The sequence below is a fragment of the Aeromicrobium sp. 10G20-16 genome, from assembly GCF_055809665.1.
This window is the reverse complement of record NZ_CM147919.1, coordinates 884223-899043: the sequence shown is the minus strand read 5'-3', so window position 1 is coordinate 899043 and position 14821 is coordinate 884223. Positions and strand designations below refer to the sequence as shown.

General features: G+C 69.8%; 17 protein-coding genes, 2 tRNA genes and 1 pseudogene. 14 read left to right on the top strand and 6 right to left on the bottom strand.

All coding sequences use genetic code 11. The annotated features are described in order from the left end of the window. Positions 1–32: 32 nt before the first annotated feature. A tRNA-Gln gene (locus tag AC0L5F_RS04525) sits at positions 33–104 on the top strand. Between the two features lie 76 nt (positions 105–180). Beyond that, positions 181–253 (top strand) — tRNA-Glu (locus AC0L5F_RS04520). A gap of 53 nt (positions 254–306) precedes the next feature. Here AC0L5F_RS04520 and arr read toward each other — a convergent pair. Further along, complete coding sequence (arr, locus tag AC0L5F_RS04515) at positions 307–747, bottom strand: NAD(+)--rifampin ADP-ribosyltransferase (protein ID WP_473315431.1); 441 nt, start codon at positions 745–747, stop codon at positions 307–309. 138 nt (positions 748–885) lie between these two features. Between arr and AC0L5F_RS04510 the strand changes: the two genes are divergently transcribed. From AC0L5F_RS04510 to AC0L5F_RS04490, 5 genes are all read left to right on the top strand, one after another. Beyond that, entirely contained in the window at positions 886–1806 is a 921-nt protein-coding gene (locus tag AC0L5F_RS04510) for a hypothetical protein (RefSeq protein ID WP_473315430.1), read from the top strand. 2 nt (positions 1807–1808) lie between these two features. Further along, positions 1809–2201: a DUF1761 domain-containing protein gene (locus tag AC0L5F_RS04505; RefSeq protein WP_473315428.1), complete on the top strand. Its 393-nt coding sequence runs from the start codon at positions 1809–1811 to the stop codon at positions 2199–2201. Between the two features lie 84 nt (positions 2202–2285). Continuing rightward, on the top strand, positions 2286–3731 hold the full coding sequence (locus AC0L5F_RS04500) for a DNA-3-methyladenine glycosylase 2 family protein (protein ID WP_473315426.1): 1446 nt from the start codon (positions 2286–2288) through the stop codon (positions 3729–3731). Then, positions 3728–4189, top strand: a complete 462-nt coding sequence (locus AC0L5F_RS04495) for a methylated-DNA--[protein]-cysteine S-methyltransferase (RefSeq protein WP_473315424.1) — start codon at positions 3728–3730, stop codon at positions 4187–4189. The genes AC0L5F_RS04500 and AC0L5F_RS04495 overlap by 4 nt, the downstream gene beginning before the upstream one ends. Before the next feature lie 68 nt (positions 4190–4257). Continuing rightward, positions 4258–4656: a hypothetical protein gene (locus AC0L5F_RS04490; RefSeq protein WP_473315422.1), complete on the top strand. Its 399-nt coding sequence runs from the start codon at positions 4258–4260 to the stop codon at positions 4654–4656. Here AC0L5F_RS04490 and AC0L5F_RS04485 read toward each other — a convergent pair. After that, positions 4648–5364, bottom strand: coding sequence for an IclR family transcriptional regulator (locus AC0L5F_RS04485; protein WP_473315421.1), 717 nt, complete (start codon positions 5362–5364; stop codon positions 4648–4650). The two genes, AC0L5F_RS04490 and AC0L5F_RS04485, sit on opposite strands and share 9 nt — an antisense overlap. A gap of 97 nt (positions 5365–5461) precedes the next feature. On the opposite strand from AC0L5F_RS04485, the gene leuC reads away from it, so the two are divergent. The 5 genes and pseudogenes from leuC (at position 5462) to AC0L5F_RS04460 (ending at position 9264) form a co-directional block, all read left to right on the top strand. Continuing rightward, positions 5462–6883, top strand: coding sequence for a 3-isopropylmalate dehydratase large subunit (gene leuC, locus AC0L5F_RS04480; RefSeq protein WP_473315419.1), 1422 nt, complete (start codon positions 5462–5464; stop codon positions 6881–6883). A 2-nt stretch (positions 6884–6885) separates the two neighbouring features. Then, positions 6886–7485 (top strand): 3-isopropylmalate dehydratase small subunit, encoded by a 600-nt coding sequence (gene leuD, locus AC0L5F_RS04475; RefSeq protein ID WP_473315418.1) that lies wholly within the window; start codon positions 6886–6888, stop codon positions 7483–7485. A 33-nt stretch (positions 7486–7518) separates the two neighbouring features. Beyond that, complete coding sequence (locus AC0L5F_RS04470) at positions 7519–8265, top strand: lysophospholipid acyltransferase family protein (protein ID WP_473315417.1); 747 nt, start codon at positions 7519–7521, stop codon at positions 8263–8265. Then, positions 8262–8369 (top strand): annotated as a pseudogene (locus AC0L5F_RS04465) (2-dehydropantoate 2-reductase N-terminal domain-containing protein); the annotation flags it as partial. The gene AC0L5F_RS04470 and the pseudogene AC0L5F_RS04465, both read left to right, overlap by 4 nt. A 67-nt stretch (positions 8370–8436) precedes the next feature. Further along, positions 8437–9264 carry an NAD(P)H-dependent glycerol-3-phosphate dehydrogenase gene (locus AC0L5F_RS04460; RefSeq protein ID WP_473316145.1) on the top strand — a complete coding sequence of 276 codons (828 nt, stop codon included), beginning with the start codon at positions 8437–8439 and terminating at the stop codon, positions 9262–9264. 3 nt (positions 9265–9267) lie between these two features. On the opposite strand, the gene AC0L5F_RS04455 is transcribed toward AC0L5F_RS04460, so the two are convergent. Further along, the gene (locus AC0L5F_RS04455) at positions 9268–10242 is read right to left on the bottom strand and encodes a trans-sulfuration enzyme family protein (protein ID WP_473315416.1); all 975 of its coding nucleotides are present in this window, start codon (positions 10240–10242) and stop codon (positions 9268–9270) included. 137 nt (positions 10243–10379) lie between these two features. Between AC0L5F_RS04455 and AC0L5F_RS04450 the strand changes: the two genes are divergently transcribed. After that, on the top strand, positions 10380–11438 hold the full coding sequence (locus AC0L5F_RS04450; protein ID WP_473316144.1) for a D-alanine--D-alanine ligase family protein: 1059 nt from the start codon (positions 10380–10382) through the stop codon (positions 11436–11438). 10 nt (positions 11439–11448) lie between these two features. Here the strand turns inward: AC0L5F_RS04450 and AC0L5F_RS04445 are convergent, their stop codons facing one another. Further along, positions 11449–11892 (bottom strand): DUF3515 domain-containing protein, encoded by a 444-nt coding sequence (locus AC0L5F_RS04445; protein WP_473315415.1) that lies wholly within the window; start codon positions 11890–11892, stop codon positions 11449–11451. Between the two features lie 10 nt (positions 11893–11902). After that, positions 11903–12139: an Lrp/AsnC ligand binding domain-containing protein gene (locus AC0L5F_RS04440; protein WP_473315414.1), complete on the bottom strand. Its 237-nt coding sequence runs from the start codon at positions 12137–12139 to the stop codon at positions 11903–11905. A 102-nt stretch (positions 12140–12241) separates the two neighbouring features. On the opposite strand from AC0L5F_RS04440, the gene AC0L5F_RS04435 reads away from it, so the two are divergent. Further along, complete coding sequence (locus tag AC0L5F_RS04435; protein WP_473315413.1) at positions 12242–13198, top strand: thiamine-phosphate kinase; 957 nt, start codon at positions 12242–12244, stop codon at positions 13196–13198. Positions 13199–13404: 206 nt separating this feature from the next. On the opposite strand, the gene AC0L5F_RS04430 is transcribed toward AC0L5F_RS04435, so the two are convergent. Next, positions 13405–14817, bottom strand: coding sequence for an amidase (locus AC0L5F_RS04430; protein ID WP_473315411.1), 1413 nt, complete (start codon positions 14815–14817; stop codon positions 13405–13407). Positions 14818–14821 lie beyond the last annotated feature (4 nt).

Below are 14821 nucleotides of genomic sequence, written 5' to 3'. Positions count from 1 at the left end.
GAGACCTCGGTTCGGGCTCGTCCCGCAGCCACTGGGGTATGGTGTAATTGGCAACACAGCGGTTTCTGGTACCGCCATTCTAGGTTCGAGTCCTGGTACCCCAGCGATGGGAACACCCGCGGTTTGGTAGTGTTCTCACCGGTCGTCTGACTAGTCGTGGCTAGTCGTCGGACCAGCTAGGGCCCCGTTGTGTAGCGGCCTAGCACGCCGCCCTCTCAAGGCGGTAGCGCGGGTTCGAATCCCGTCGGGGCTACAGATGCACGAAGAACCCCCGCTCTTTCGAGAGCGGGGGTTCCTGCGTCTCCGTCAGTCGTGGATCACCGCTCGTCCCTGCCGCCTCAGCTCGGCGAGCCCGTCGCGCATGGCCTGCTGCTGCTCGGGGGTGTGTCCGACCCAGTCCTGCAGCTCGCCGACGATCCGCACCGGCTCGGTCGACCGGTACGAGCGGGTGGGATTGCCCGGGAACTTCTGGTCCGTCACGTTCGGGTCGTCCTCGAGCTCGCCGGTGGCCTCGACCACGTAGATGCGGCCGGGACCCTCGCCGTGGGCGAGCTCGGCGCCCCAGGCGGCGGCGTCCAGCGTCTCGGTGACGTAGACGTGGTTCATGGTGCGGCCGGCCTCGAAGTTGGACTCGCGGCCCGGCACCAGCAGGTCGCCGAGGTCGAGATCGGCCTTCGTGCCATGCAGGAGGGCGCCGGACGGGTGCACCTCGAAGGGGACGGGCGGCTGGGGTTCTGCAGGTGGCATTCAGGCTCTCATCTCGGTCAGGGGTGGTGTCGAGACGACAGTGTGAGGCACTCCGGGGGGCTTGGGGCAATTTCCCGGCGCTCTGCGACGTCGACAGCCGCTACCATGATCGGCGATCCGCCGAGTCGAGGAGACGTCATGGCCAGCAAGGACACGGGTTCCACCGGAGGAGCCCTCGACGACGAGGGCACCTGGAAGGCGTCGCCGGAGTCGAGGGCGAAGGCCAAGAAGCTGCGCATCATCGCGGTGTCGCTGTGGGTCCTCGGCATCGTCATCGAGCTGGTCGGCATCTTCGGGCTGCTGCTCAACGACTCGATCCAGTCCGAGAAGGCGGCGGTCAACGACCGGGGCGTGCTCGAGGTCACCAACGGCTTCCCGACCTGGGCGTTCGTCGTGCTGATCGTCCTGCTGGTCCTGGACGGCATCGCCGTCGCGATCGGCTCGATCCTGTGGAAGCGCGCCAACACCCTCGATCCGGCGTCGCGCAAGGACACGGTGCGCTTCTTCGTCCAGAACCAGCTGGGCGCCTTCATCCCGATCATCGCCTTCTTGCCGATCATCATCCTGATCTTCCTGAACAAGGACATGGACAAGACGCAGAAGGGCGTCGCGGGTGCCGTCGCGATCGTCGTCGCCCTGGTCGCCTCGGTCATCGGCATCGACTTCAACCCCAGCTCGGTCGAGAAGTACACCGCCGAGAAGCAGGCGGTCGTCCAGCTGCTCGGTTCCGACACGGTGTACTGGTCAGCAGGGGGCGGGGTCTACCACGTGTGCGGCAACGTCCCCGACCTGGCCGACAGCACCGTCGAGTCCGGCACCACCGCCGACGCGGTCGCCGCCGGCAAGCCGCGCCTGACATTGCGGCTGGAGTCCGAGCTCACGGCCTGCCAGCGCGCCGTCCCCAACAACATCGACGAGATCGTCTCAGCGATCCGCGCGGTCCAGGACGGCACGTCGACCGAGCAGGTCCTGCCATCACCGGACTGGACCGGTGTGGAGAACGCGCCGTCCAGTGGCGCCATCGACACCCTCAACGACGCACTGAAGAACGCGGCCTGACCGTGGACGACTTCTCCGTTCTCGCAGTCATCGTCGGTGGTCTGGCCTTCTTCGCTCTCGGGGCGCTCTGGTACACGGCGCTGTTCCGCAAGCCGTGGGCCGCGGACATGGGCATCACCTTCGGCGAGGACGAAGCCCCCCAGACTCCGCCGATCTCGACGATGGTGGTCTCGGTGGTCATCGGATTCGTGCTGGCCGCGGTGATCGAGTACTTCACCCGTGACGGCGACGTCGGGACCGGTGTCGGTGCGGGGCTGGCCGTCGGCATCGCGATCGCGGCGCTGATGGGGCAGAACGCGCTCTACGACGTCAGGCCGTTGCGGCTGTGGGTCATCAACGCCGGATACCCGGTGGTCGGGGCGGTCATGGTCGGCCTCATCTGCGCGGCCATCTGACGTCGTCGACAGCGGCGCGACCGAGCCGACGGCCATGTCTGATTCCCGCCAGTAGATGTCGTGCTCGACCGGCATGATGGACCCATGCACACCGATCACGACCACTGCTACCGCGCGGTTCTCTCGCGCGATGCGCGGTTCGACGGCGTGTTCTACACCGCGGTGCGCACCACCGGCATCTACTGCCGGCCGTCGTGCCCGGCCGTCACCCCCAGATCCCACAATGTCTCGTTCCACGCCACGGCTGCCTCGGCCGAGGACGCCGGATATCGCGCATGCCGACGGTGCCGACCCGACACGACTCCCGGATCGCCGGAGTGGAACGTACGGGCCGACGCCGTGGGGCGCGCCATGCAGCTGATCGGCGACGGTGTCGTCGAGCGCGAAGGAGTCGACGGCCTGGCCCATCGGCTCGGCTACAGCACGCGCCACCTCAACCGCATGGTCACTGCCGAGCTGGGCGCGGGACCGCTCGCCCTGGCGCGCAGCCGCCGGGCACAGGCCGCCCGCATCCTGATCGAGACCACCGAGATGGCGATGTCGGACATCGCCTTCGCCTCAGGCTTCTCCTCCATCCGCCAGTTCAACGACTCGATCCGCCGGACCTACGCCCTGAGCCCCAGCCAGATGCGCGGTCGGGGCCGTCGCACCTCGACCGGCCGGGTCGCGGTCCGACTCGCGGTCCGCCAGCCGTTCGCCGCAGACGCGCTGCTGGACTTCCTCGCAGCCCACGTCCTGCCCGGTGTCGAGTCGGTGAGCGGGCGTACCTACGCCCGGGTCCTGCGACTTCCGCACGGTCTCGGGGCCATGGCCCTGACCCTGCATGGCGACCGCGTCGACGCCGAGCTGGAGCTGGCCGACTTCCGGGACACCGGTGTCGCGATCAGTCGCGCCCGCCGCATGCTGGACCTCGACGCCGACCCGGTGGCGATCGACGGCGTGCTGTCGGCCGACCCGGTGCTGGGTCCACTCGTCGCCGAGACGCCCGGTCTGAGGGTGCCGTCCCACGTCGACGGCTTCGAGGTCGCCGTGCGCACGATCGTGGGCCAGCAGGTGTCGGTGGCCGGCGCCAACACGGTGCTGGGCCGCCAGGTCCCGATCCACGGCACCACCGTCGACTTCGCCCTCGCCGCCGACCACGGACTGACCCACGCGTTCGCGACTGCTGACTCGCTGGCCGCGGCCGATCCGGCCAGTCTGGGCATGCCGCGCTCGCGCGCGGCAACGATGGTCGCGCTGGCGGCCGCGACCTCCACCGGGGCGTTGGACCTGCACCCCGGCGTCGATCGCGACGCCACCCGGGCCCAGCTGCTGGCCATGCGTGGGATCGGCCCCTGGACCGCCGACTACGTCGTGATGCGGGCCCTGGCCCACCCGGACGTGCTCCTGTCCACCGACCTGGTGCTGCGGCGCGAGCTCGATCGCCACGGCATCACTCCTGATCAGACCGACCGGTGGAGCCCCTGGCGCTCCTACGCCGGCATGCACCTGTGGCGCGCGAGCGGCGCGCTCGAAAGGATGACCCCATGACCTCACGTTGGATGGACTCACCGATCGGCGGCCTGCGCATCCGTGTGTGGGCGGGGCTGGTCACCGCCATCAACTTCGATGCCCGTCCGGCTGGGTCCCGGGTCGAGGACCCGCTGCTGGATCGGGCCGAGGAACAGCTGACCGAGTACTTCGCGGGGGAGCGGACCACCTTCGACCTGCCGCTGGCCCGGGACGGCTCGGAGTTCCAGCAGAAGGTGTGGTCCGAGCTGATGCGCATCCCGTACGGCGAGACCGCCACCTACGGTGAGATCGCGCGTCGCCTGGGGTACGACAACAGCGTCTCGCGCGCCGTCGGATCGGCCAACGGCTCCAACCCGATCCCGATCGTCGTGCCGTGCCATCGCGTGATCGGCGCCAACGGCACGCTGACCGGATACGCCGGCGGCCTGCAACGCAAGCAGACTCTGCTGAACCTGGAGAGTCCTGGCCTGTTCTAGCCGGCTGCGCGTCACCCTCTGTTCATCCGTGTGCGGCATGCTGACGCGACCAGACCCCAGGAGGATCCGTGGCCAAGAAGACGTCCGAGTCGAAGAAGTCGGGCAAGTCGACCCGTTCGAAGAAGGACGCGCTCGTCGATGACCTGACCCAGCAGGTCACGAAGCTCACGAAGCGACTCGAGAAGCTCGAGGCCGAGCGCGATTTGCTGCTGGCGAAGGTCGATCGACAGAAGGCGAAGGCGAAGAAGGCCGTCCGGCAGGCCGAGAAGAAGGTGCGCAAGGAGCTGAAGAAGACCCGGGCCGCCGACGTCGCACCCCAGGTCACCAGTCGCGGCCCGGCCATCGCCGAGTCAGCGGAGCCGGACGCGACGTGGACCGTGGCCCGGTTGCGCGCCGAGGCCAGGACGCGCAACGTCACCGGCTACTCGCGACTGACCAAGGCCCAGCTGCTCGCCGCCCTAGCCTGACCGCCGCAGGCTCTGGCTGAGCCGCTCGGCGGCCGCCACCACAGCCGGTGCGTGCATGCGTCCGGGCTGTCGGGTCAGCCGCTCCAGCGGCCCGGAGACCGAGACGGCGGCCACGACCTTGCCGGACGGCGAGCGTACGGGGGCCGAGACCGAGCCGACGCCGTTCTCGCGCTCGCCGATGCTCTGGGCCCAGCCGCGCTTGCGCACGGCGGAGAGCTCGGCCGCCGAGAAGGTGGCCTTGAGCAGGCCCTTGTTCATGCGATCGGGATCCTCCCACGACAGCAGCACCTGGGCGGCCGACCCGGCGGCCATCGTCAGCTGGCCACCGACCGGGATCGAGTCGCGCAGACCAGTCGGGCGGTCGGCCGCTGCGACGCACACCCGGAAGTCGCCCTGTCGCCGGAACAGCTGGGCGGACTCGCCGGTGATGTCGCGCAGGCGCGCCAGGACAGGGCCTGCCGCGGCCAGCAGGCGATCCTCGCCGGCGGCGGCTGCCAGCTCGCCGAGCCGGGGGCCGAGGATGAACCGTCCCTGCATGTCACGGGCGACCAGCCGGTGGTGCTCCAGGGCGACAGCGAGGCGGTGTGCGGTCGGTCGGGCCAGTCCGGTGCTGGCGACCAGCCCGGCCAGCGTCGCCGGTCCGGGTTCGAGAGCGGCCAGCACGAGGGCGGCTTTGTCGAGAACGCCGACTCCGCTAGAGTTGTCCATGCCTTGATATTGCCGTATCGAATGCTGAGACGCAAATGACTCGCATCGACACGACGGCAGTGCAGACACGGGCAGCACACGACGAGGAGATGCGCGCATGGGTAGGACACTGGCAGAGAAGGTCTGGGACGATCACGTCGTCCGCAGCCACGACGGCGAACCGGATCTGTTGTTCGTCGACCTCCACCTGATCCACGAGGTCACCAGCCCCCAGGCGTTCGACGGCCTGCGGCTCTCGGGACGCACCGTGCGCCGTCCAGATCTCACGCTGGCCACCGAGGATCACAACATTCCGACGACCGATCTCGACAAGCCGATCGCCGACCTCGTGTCGCGCACCCAGGTCGAGACCCTGCGCCGCAACTGCGAGGAGTTCGGCGTCCGCCTGCACCCGATGGGCGACATCGACCAGGGCATCGTGCACGTCGTCGGCCCCCAGCTGGGACTGACGCAGCCGGGCATGACCATCGTCTGCGGCGACTCGCACACCTCCACCCACGGCGCGTTCGGCTCGATCGCCTTCGGCATCGGCACCTCGGAGGTCGAGCACGTGCTCGCCACCCAGTCGTTGTCGCAGGCGCGTCCCAAGATGATGGCCGTCGAGGTCGTCGGGGAGCTGCCCGTCGGCTCCACCGCCAAGGACCTGATCCTCGCGCTCATCACGCAGGAGACCACCGGCGGCGGACAGGGCTACATCGTGGAGTACCGCGGCGAGGCCATCCGCAAGCTGAGCATGGAAGCGCGCATGACGATCTGCAACATGTCGATCGAGTGGGGCGCCAAGGCCGGTCTGATCGCACCGGACCAGACCACCTACGAGTACCTGAAGGGCCGCCCGAGCGCCCCGACCGGCGCCGACTGGGACGCCGCGGTGGCGTACTGGGACAGCCTGGTCACCGACGACGACGCCGAGTTCGACAAGGTCGTCACCATCGACGCCAGCCAGGTCACCCCGTTCGTCACGTGGGGCACCAACCCCGGGCAGGGTGTGCCGCTGTCCGGCAACGTGCCGGACCCGGCCTCGTTCGAGGACGACAACGAGCGCATCGCGGCCGAGAACGCCCTCGTCTACATGGGTCTCGAGGCCGGCACGCCCATGAAGGACATCAAGGTCGACACGGTGTTCATCGGCTCGTGCACCAACGGGCGCATCGAGGACCTGCGGGTCGCCGCCGACCTCATCAAGGGCCACACCGTGGCCGACGACACCCGCATCCTGGTGGTCCCGGGATCGGTGCGCGTGCGACTGCAGGCCGAGCAGGAGGGTCTGGACACGATCTTCAAGGAAGCGGGCGCCGAGTGGCGCGGCGCGGGCTGCTCGATGTGCCTGGGCATGAACCCCGACCAGCTGGCGGTGGGTGAGCGCAGCGCGTCCACGTCCAACCGCAATTTCGAGGGTCGCCAGGGCAAGGGCGGGCGCACCCACCTGGTCTCGCCCGACGTGGCCGTCGCCACCGGCGTCCTCGGCCACCTGGCCGGGCCCGCAGATCTCGCCGAGCACACGAAGGCAGGCAGCTAGTCATGGAGAAGTTCACCTCGCACACCGGTGTCGGCGCTCCGCTGCGTCGCAGCAACGTCGACACCGACCAGATCATCCCGGCCGTGTGGCTCAAGAAGGTCACCCGCGACGGCTTCGAGGAGGGCCTGTTCTCGGCGTGGCGCAGCGATCCGTCGTTCGTGCTGAACCAGGACGCCTTCAAGGACGCCACCGTGCTGGTGGCCGGGCCGGACTTCGGCACCGGCTCGTCGCGTGAGCACGCCGTGTGGGCGCTGCAGAACTACGGCTTCAAGGTCGTCATCTCGCCGCGCTTCGGCGACATCTTCCGCGGCAACTCCGGCAAGGCCGGTCTGCTGGCCGCACAGGTCGACGACAAGGTCGTGCAGCGCCTGTGGGACTTCCTCGACGAGAACCCGGGCGCGTCGATCACCATCGACCTCGAGAGCCGCACGGTCAAGGCGGGCGAGGGCGTCGACGCGATCGAGGACTCGTTCACGATCGACGACTACACCCGTTGGCGCCTGCTGGAAGGCCTCGACGACGTCGCCATCACGCTGAGCCACGGCGACGACATCGACGCCTACGAGGCGGCCCGGCCGTCGTTCAAGCCCGCCACGCTCTGATCGGGACCGGTCGTCGGCGGTAGGCTGCCGATCATGCGTTCGCGGTCCTTCCTGCCCTGGATGACGCGGGTCGTGGTGCTGCTGCTGCGCGGTCCGCTGATGGTGCTGACCAGACGGGACTGGCGCGGCGCCGATCGGCTCCCGCAGGGCACCGGCTACGTGCTGGCTCCCAACCACGTCTCCCACCTCGACCCGATCCTGATCTCGCACTGGATGGTCGACCACCGGATCTCGCCGCGGTTCCTGGCCAAGGACTCGCTGTTCGACGTGCCGGTCATCGGCTGGATCGTCACCAAGGCGCTGCAGATCCCGGTGCACCGCGGCACCGCGGGCGCGGCCGAGTCCCTGCGGTCGGCCGCCGAGGCCGTCGAGGCCGGCGGGGTGGTCACCATCTACCCCGAGGGCACGATCACCCGCGACCCCGAGGTCTGGCCGATGTCGGGCCGCACCGGCGCGGTCCGGGTCGCGTTGATGACCGGCACGCCGCTCGTCCCCCTGATGCAGGACGGCGCGCAGGACGTCCTGTGGCCGTACGCCAAGCGGCTCCGGCTGCTCCCGCGCAAGACCATCCACGTGCACGTCGGCGACCCCATCGACCTGTCGGCCTATCGCGGGCGCGTGATCACCGAGACGGTGCTCCACGAGGCCACGAACCTGCTGATGGATACGCTCACCACCATGCTGGCCGAGCACCGAGGAGGCCGCCCGACCACGCCGCGCATCGACGTCCACACCCTGGCGTCGCCGAAGACCGACACCGAGGAGTTGGACTCGCCATGACCCAGATCGCCGTGATGGGAGCAGGATCGTGGGGCACCGCGTTCGCGCTGGTGCTGGCCGACGCCGGCAACACCGTGCGCATGTGGGGTCGGCGCGAGGAGCTCTGCGAGACGATCAACACCCGTCACCAGAACCTCGACTACCTGCCGGGCATCGAGCTTCCCGGCCGCCATCTCGGCCACGTCCGACCCGGCGGCCGCTCTCGCGGATGCCGAGCTCGTGGTGCTGGCCGTGCCCAGTCAACAGCTGCGCGGCAACCTGGAGAGCTGGGCCGCGCACATCCCCGAGCACGCCGTCATGGTCAGCCTGATGAAGGGTGTCGAGCTCGGCACCCACATGCGCATGAGCGAGGTCATCGCCGACCTCACCGGCGCCGGCCCCGAACGCATCGCCGTGGTGTCCGGACCCAACCTGGCGCGCGAGATCGCTCAGCGAGAGCCGGCCGCCAGCGTCGTGGCGTGCGAGGTCGAGCACGTGGCCGAACGCGTCCAGCAGCTGTGCCACACCCCGTCGTTCCGGCCCTACACCAACACCGACGTCATCGGCTGCGAGCTGGCCGGCACCACCAAGAACGTCATCGGACTGGCCGTCGGGGTCGCCGTCGGCCTCGGCTACGGCGACAACTCCAAGGCCTCCATCATCACCCGCGGCCTCGCCGAGGGAGCGCGCCTCGGCGTCGCGATCGGCGCCGATCCGGCCACCTTCATGGGGCTGGCCGGCATGGGCGACCTCGTGGCCACCTGCTCGTCACCGTTGTCGCGCAACCGCACGTTCGGCGAGAAGCTGGGCAGCGGCATGACGCTCGAGGAGGTCACCAGCGAGACGCGCCAGGTGGCCGAGGGCGTGAAGTCGTGCCGATCGGTCAGCGAGCTGGCCAAGATGCACGGGGTCGAGATGCCCATCGTCGAGCACGTGGCCGCGCTCATCGACGGCACCATGACGCCGACCGAGCTGGTCGACGCGATGATCTCGCGCAAGGCCAAGTCCGAGACCGTCTAGCGCTCAGCTGAGCGCGTCGAGGCCGTTCTCGATGTCGATCCAGAGGTCCTCGACGTCCTCGATGCCGACGGACAGTCGGATCAGGCCCTCGGGGACGGCCTCCGGCTCGGCGGCGTGGCGGCGCCGGCGTTCCCACGTCGACTCGACGCCGCCGAGGCTGGTGGCGTGCACGACGATCTCGCTCAGACCGGTGAGCTTGTCGGCGGCGTCGGCGCCTCCGGCGACCTCGAACGCGATGATCGTGCCGAACCCGGGGTAGCGCGAGTACACGACGTGCCGGTGCTGCGACAGCCGTGCGTGGATCTGTTGGGCGTTGGTCTCGGCCCGGTCGAGCCGCACGTGGAGGGTGCGCATGCCGCGGGCGGCCAGGAAGGTCTCCAGCGCTCCGGGGATCGCGCCCATCATCGTGCGACGCCGCGCGATGGCATCGTGGACCCGCTCGTCGTGGGTGATGACGGCGCCGAGAATCACGTCGCTGTGGCCGGACAACAGCTTGGAGGCCGAGTGCACCACGAAGTCGGCGCCATGCTCGAGGGGGCGCTGCCGCAACGGGGTGGCGAACGTGTTGTCGACCGCGATCGCCGCGCCCGAGCGGTCCGCGGCCTGCCCGATCGCGTCGAGGTCGGCCAGCATCAGTGCGGGGTTGGTGGGCGTCTCGATCCACGCCAGGTCGGACGCCTCGACGGCGTTGACGGTCTCCGGGGTGTTGTCGACGTCGACGAGCTCCAGCTCGAAGTGACCGCGTCGGGCTCGTTCGTGCAGCAGGTCCAGCGTGCCGGCGTACGCACCGCGGGCGGCCACCACGTGCCCACCGAGCGGGACGAGGTCGATGACGGCGGTGGTGGCGGCCACACCGGAGGAGAAGGCGAGCGCCCTTCCACCCTCGAGGTCGCCCAGGACCTGCTCGAAGGAGTGCCACGTGGGGTTGCCGAATCGTGCGTACTCCGCATCGCCGCCGGGCACCAGCGCGGTGGCCATCGTGATGGGGGAGTTGAGAGGCTGTCCGGGTTCTCGCGGGGGGCGTCCAGAGGCAACGGCGATGGTGGCGGGTGAGAGCTCGCGTCCGGGCATAGGACATTGTGCCCACGCCGGTATGGTTCGGTGCAATGAGCCCCATGACACATGCTGCGCAGCGACCGATCCTGCTGGTCGTCTTCGGCGGCCGCAGCAGCGAGCACGGTGTCTCCTGCCTCACCGCGAGCGAGGTCCTGGCGGTCATCGATCGAGACAGGTACGACGTGCGGCCGGTCGGCATCACCCGCGACGGCCGGTGGGTGCGCGAGACCGCCGACTGGTCCGACCTCGCGCCCGGCACGCTGCCGGAGGTCCGCGCGGATCGGCCCGAGTTCGCGTGGGAGGAGCTGCGTGGAGTCGATGCCGTGTTCCCGCTCCTGCACGGCCCGTGGGGCGAGGACGGGACGCTCCAGGGGCTGCTGGAGATGGCTGACGTGCGCTACGTGGGTGCCGGCGTGCTGGCCAGCTCGGTCGGGATGGACAAGCCCTTCACCAAGACGGTCTTCGCTGCCGCTGGCCTGCCGCAGCTGCCGCACGTCACGATCATGCCGTGGCAGTGGAGGAACGACCGGGCCCGCGCGGAGGCGCGGGTGAAGGGGCTGGGCCTACCGGTCTTCGTCAAGCCCGCCCGCGCCGGGTCCAGCTCCGGCGTCGTCATGGTCGATGCATGGGACCAGCTCGACGCAGCGGTCGCGACGGCCTCGGAGCTCGACCCCAAGGTGATCGTCGAGGCGGCAGCACGCAACAAGCGTGAGGTCGAGTGCGGTGTCATCCAGGGTCCGGACGGTGTGCCCGTGGCCAGCGTCGTGGGCGAGATCTCCGTCGACGCCGGCACCGACCACGAGTTCTACGACTTCTCGGCCAAGTACCTCGACGGGTCCAGCATCGCGGCGATCCCCGCTGACGTGAGCGTGACCGTCTCGGAGCAGATCCGCACCTATGCCGTGCAGGCTTTCGAGGCCATCGGTGCCGAGGGCCTCGCGCGTGTCGACTTCTTCCTCACCGACGACGGACTGGTCATCAACGAGATCAACACGATGCCCGGCTTCACGCCGTTCTCGATGTTTCCCAAGCTCTGGGAGGCCTCCGGCGTCCCCTACGCCGAGCTGGTCGAACGACTCATCCAGCTGGCGCTGCGCCGCGACACCGGACTGCGTTGACCTGCTGGGTCTACTGGCACGGGTCGGTGACCGTGGTGCCGGTCCTGATCGCGTCCGCGAGGTCGACCAACGCCGTGCCGGCCGGCTGGTAGCTGCCCGGCACCTCGACGCTGACGTTGGGGTCTCGGCCGATCGTGGTGAACAGGCGACCGTCCCCGTCGGACTTCTCGGTGAACCATCCGACGCCGTCGACGTCGTCGCAGCGCGAGGTCGGCTGCAGGGCCGCTGGCCGTGTCACCCCGCACCGGAGCACGATGCGCGGATCTCCCCACGCGGCGACCCGGGGGCTGTCGACCGGCGTCGACTCCTGGTCGGCGACCTGCGTGGGCAGGCTGGACACCAGCGCGCGGCAGGACGCCGCCGAGCCGGGCGTGGTGCTGAACTCGTACAGGCCACCGCCGCAGGCGGTGAGTGCTGCCAGGCACAGCGCCGTCGTCACGACGGCGCGGACCACACGATGCACGTCAGATGCGGACGATGGGGCAGGTCAGCGTGCGGGTGATGCCCGGAATGCTCTGGACCCGTGACACGACCAGGGTGCCGAGCGTGTCGACCGAGCTGCCCTCGGCCCTCGCGATCACGTCGTAGGGGCCGGTGACGTCCTCGGCCACGGTGACACCGTCGACCTCGGCGATCGCTCGACAGACCTCCGCGGACTTGCCCACCTCGGTCTGCACCAGGATGTACGCCTGCACCGACATCGTCGCCTCCTTGGTTCGTGCCGACCGGCGAGCGGCGGCTCGGCACAACCTACCCGATGTGGCGCCGCACGGACGAGTGGTGCCTGAGTGACAATAGGGCACATGGCCATCGGAGCAACGACCCCGCAGACCATCGGCGAGCTGGGTGAGTTCGGACTGATCGACGTCGTCGCCAAGCAGCTCGGCACGGGCCCGCTGGTCCTGATCGGTCCAGGCGACGACGCGGCGCACGTCGCCACCGGGCCCGGCGGCACGCTGATCTCGACCGATCTGCTCATCGAGGGGCGGCACTTTCGGCGGGACTGGTCCAGCGCGCACGAGATCGGGGTCAAGGCCGCAGCATGCAACCTGTCCGACATCAATGCGATGGGCGGCACCGGGCTGGCGCTGACCGTGGGATTCGGTGCACCGGCCGACCTCCCGGTCGAGTGGGCCGTCGAGATGATGCAGGGCTTCGAGACCGAGGCCGCCAAGGTCGGCGCCCACGTCGTCGGCGGAGACGTGACGGCCTCGGACGCGATCGTCATCGCCGTCACCGTCATCGGCGAGGCTGATCGGGTGGTCCGACGCGACGGCGCCCAGCCGGGCGACCTCGTGGCCGTCACGGGACGTTCAGGACTCGCCGGAGCCGGCTTCGCTGCCCTGAGCCGCGGGTTCCGCTCGCCCAAGGCCGCCGTCGAGGCACACCGTGTGCCGCAGCCCCCGTACGAAGCCGGTCCCCAGGCGGCCATGGTCGGGGCCACGGCCATGACCGACGTCAGCGACGGTCTGCTGGCCGATCTCGGGCACGTCGCGCAGGCGAGCGGCGTCGGCGTCGACATCGATCCCACGGCCTTCGCCGTGCCCGAAGCCGTGCTCACGGTCTCTGAGGCCCTCCAGGTCGATCCCCTCACCTTCGTTCTGACCGGCGGCGACGACTACGGGCTCGTCGCGACGTTCCCGCCGTCGGTCACCGTGCCCAGTCAGTGGACGATCGTGGGGTCGGTGCACGCCGGGTCCGGCGTCACCGTCGCCGGCGTGGAGTTCGAGGGCGCCGCGGGCCACCAGCACTACCGCTGAACCAAGCGGGTCTGATCGCCAGGGAGCGGAGCGACCGTGAGGGCGTCGCCCGAGGCGAACGTCAGCCGATGGGCTTGCGGTGGTCTCGCCTCGGTCGCTGGCGCTCCCTCACGTTCCTCGCAGAGCTCGTCACTGGCGAGCGGGGTGCTGTTCGCCAGGGAGCGGAGCGACCGTGAGGGCGTAGCCCGAGGCGAGCGAGCTGGTGGTCACTGCCAGATGGTGCGGAACGGCTGGGCTGCCTCCAGCTCGTAGGCGAGCTCGAGGAGGGTCTGCTCGTCGCCGTGGACCGAGGAGAAGTGCACGCCGACCGGCATGCCGGAGGTGCTGGTGCCCAACGGCAGCGAGACGGCCGGGCCGCCGGATGCATTGTTCAGCGGAGTGAACGCGGCGAACTGGGTCAGTCGGTCCAGGTGTTCCTGGAAGCCGACCGACGGGTTGAGGTAGCCCAGCGGCGGCGTGACGAAGCCCAGCGTCGGCGAGATGATCACGTCGACGTCGGTGAAGGCGGCGCGATAGTGCTGCTCGCTGAGCTTGAGCGTGCGAAGGGTCAACGGCAGTCGCCACGCCCGGCGCAGGAACTGCCTGGACAGTCCCCGGGTGAGGCCGTCGGTGAGCGAGGCGTCGAAGTCGGGACTGTGCATGACCCGCTTGCCGAACGTCTGGGTGCTGAACGCCAGCAGCGACCAGTACTGCTTGAACGCCTCCATGAAGCGCTCGTCGACCGGCAACGGCACCTCGGAGACGTCGTGACCGAGTGACGTGAGGAGGTCGACGGTCTCGGTCACCGCCCGCACGCTGTCGTCGTCGGTGGGGATCCCGGTGACCGAGTGCATGACCAGGCCGATGCGCAGGCGCCGTTCCGACGGACCCTCGACCAGCCCGAGCGGGGGAAGTCCGGCTGCGGGAGCGAACTGCTGGGTGCCGGCCAGGAAGTGAGCGGTGTCGCGGACCGTGCGGGTGACCACGCCGTTGGACACGATGTCGACGGGGAGACTGGCCGACTCCGCCGCCGGGACGACGCGTCCGCGCGTGGGCTTGAGCCCGACCAGGCCGCACGCGGCGGCCGGGATGCGGATCGACCCACCACCGTCGTTGGCGTGGGCGATCGGCAGCGCGCCGGAAGCGACCAGTGCTGCGGAACCGCCGGACGAGCCGCCGGGGGAGTAGCCGGTGTCCCAGGGGTTGCGGGTGGGCGCGATCGTCTCGTACTCGGTGGAGGCGTTGAAGCCGAACTCGGGCATCGTGCTCTTGCCGAGCACGCCGAGCCCGGTGCTGCGGAACTGCGTGGTGAAGGGGTCGTCGGTGGTGGCGGGTCGCGACCTCATGGCGAGCGAGCCCATGTCCGTGGGCAGGCCGACGACCTGGGTGTTGTCCTTGACGATGCTCGGGACGCCCGAGAAGATCCCCGGCGCCGGGTGCAGCGACTGCTCGAGGGCCCGGTCGAAGTCGGGGTGCTGCACCGCGTTGAGGCGGTCGTTGATCGCCTCGATCCGCGCCACAGCCGCCTCGGTGGCCTCGCGAGCGCTGAAGGTGCCCTCGGAAATGGCAGCGGCGACCCCGACAGCGTCGAGGTCGCCGAGTACGTCGTCGCGGACGGCGTGGACTGCGCGATCGTTCACGGGG

Coding starts and splice junctions, on each gene's coding strand:
- arr (WP_473315431.1), bottom strand. CDS start 747: ATGCCACCTGCAGAACCCCAGCCGCCCGTCCCCTTCGAGGTGCACCCG.
- leuC (WP_473315419.1), top strand. CDS start 5,462: ATGGGTAGGACACTGGCAGAGAAGGTCTGGGACGATCACGTCGTCCGC.
- AC0L5F_RS04455 (WP_473315416.1), bottom strand. CDS start 10,242: ATGGCCACCGCGCTGGTGCCCGGCGGCGATGCGGAGTACGCACGATTC.
- leuD (WP_473315418.1), top strand. CDS start 6,886: ATGGAGAAGTTCACCTCGCACACCGGTGTCGGCGCTCCGCTGCGTCGC.
- AC0L5F_RS04500 (WP_473315426.1), top strand. CDS start 2,286: ATGCACACCGATCACGACCACTGCTACCGCGCGGTTCTCTCGCGCGAT.
- AC0L5F_RS04440 (WP_473315414.1), bottom strand. CDS start 12,139: ATGTCGGTGCAGGCGTACATCCTGGTGCAGACCGAGGTGGGCAAGTCC.
- AC0L5F_RS04510 (WP_473315430.1), top strand. CDS start 886: ATGGCCAGCAAGGACACGGGTTCCACCGGAGGAGCCCTCGACGACGAG.
- AC0L5F_RS04450 (WP_473316144.1), top strand. CDS start 10,380: ATGACACATGCTGCGCAGCGACCGATCCTGCTGGTCGTCTTCGGCGGC.
- AC0L5F_RS04495 (WP_473315424.1), top strand. CDS start 3,728: ATGACCTCACGTTGGATGGACTCACCGATCGGCGGCCTGCGCATCCGT.
- AC0L5F_RS04470 (WP_473315417.1), top strand. CDS start 7,519: ATGCGTTCGCGGTCCTTCCTGCCCTGGATGACGCGGGTCGTGGTGCTG.
- AC0L5F_RS04485 (WP_473315421.1), bottom strand. CDS start 5,364: ATGGACAACTCTAGCGGAGTCGGCGTTCTCGACAAAGCCGCCCTCGTG.
- AC0L5F_RS04435 (WP_473315413.1), top strand. CDS start 12,242: ATGGCCATCGGAGCAACGACCCCGCAGACCATCGGCGAGCTGGGTGAG.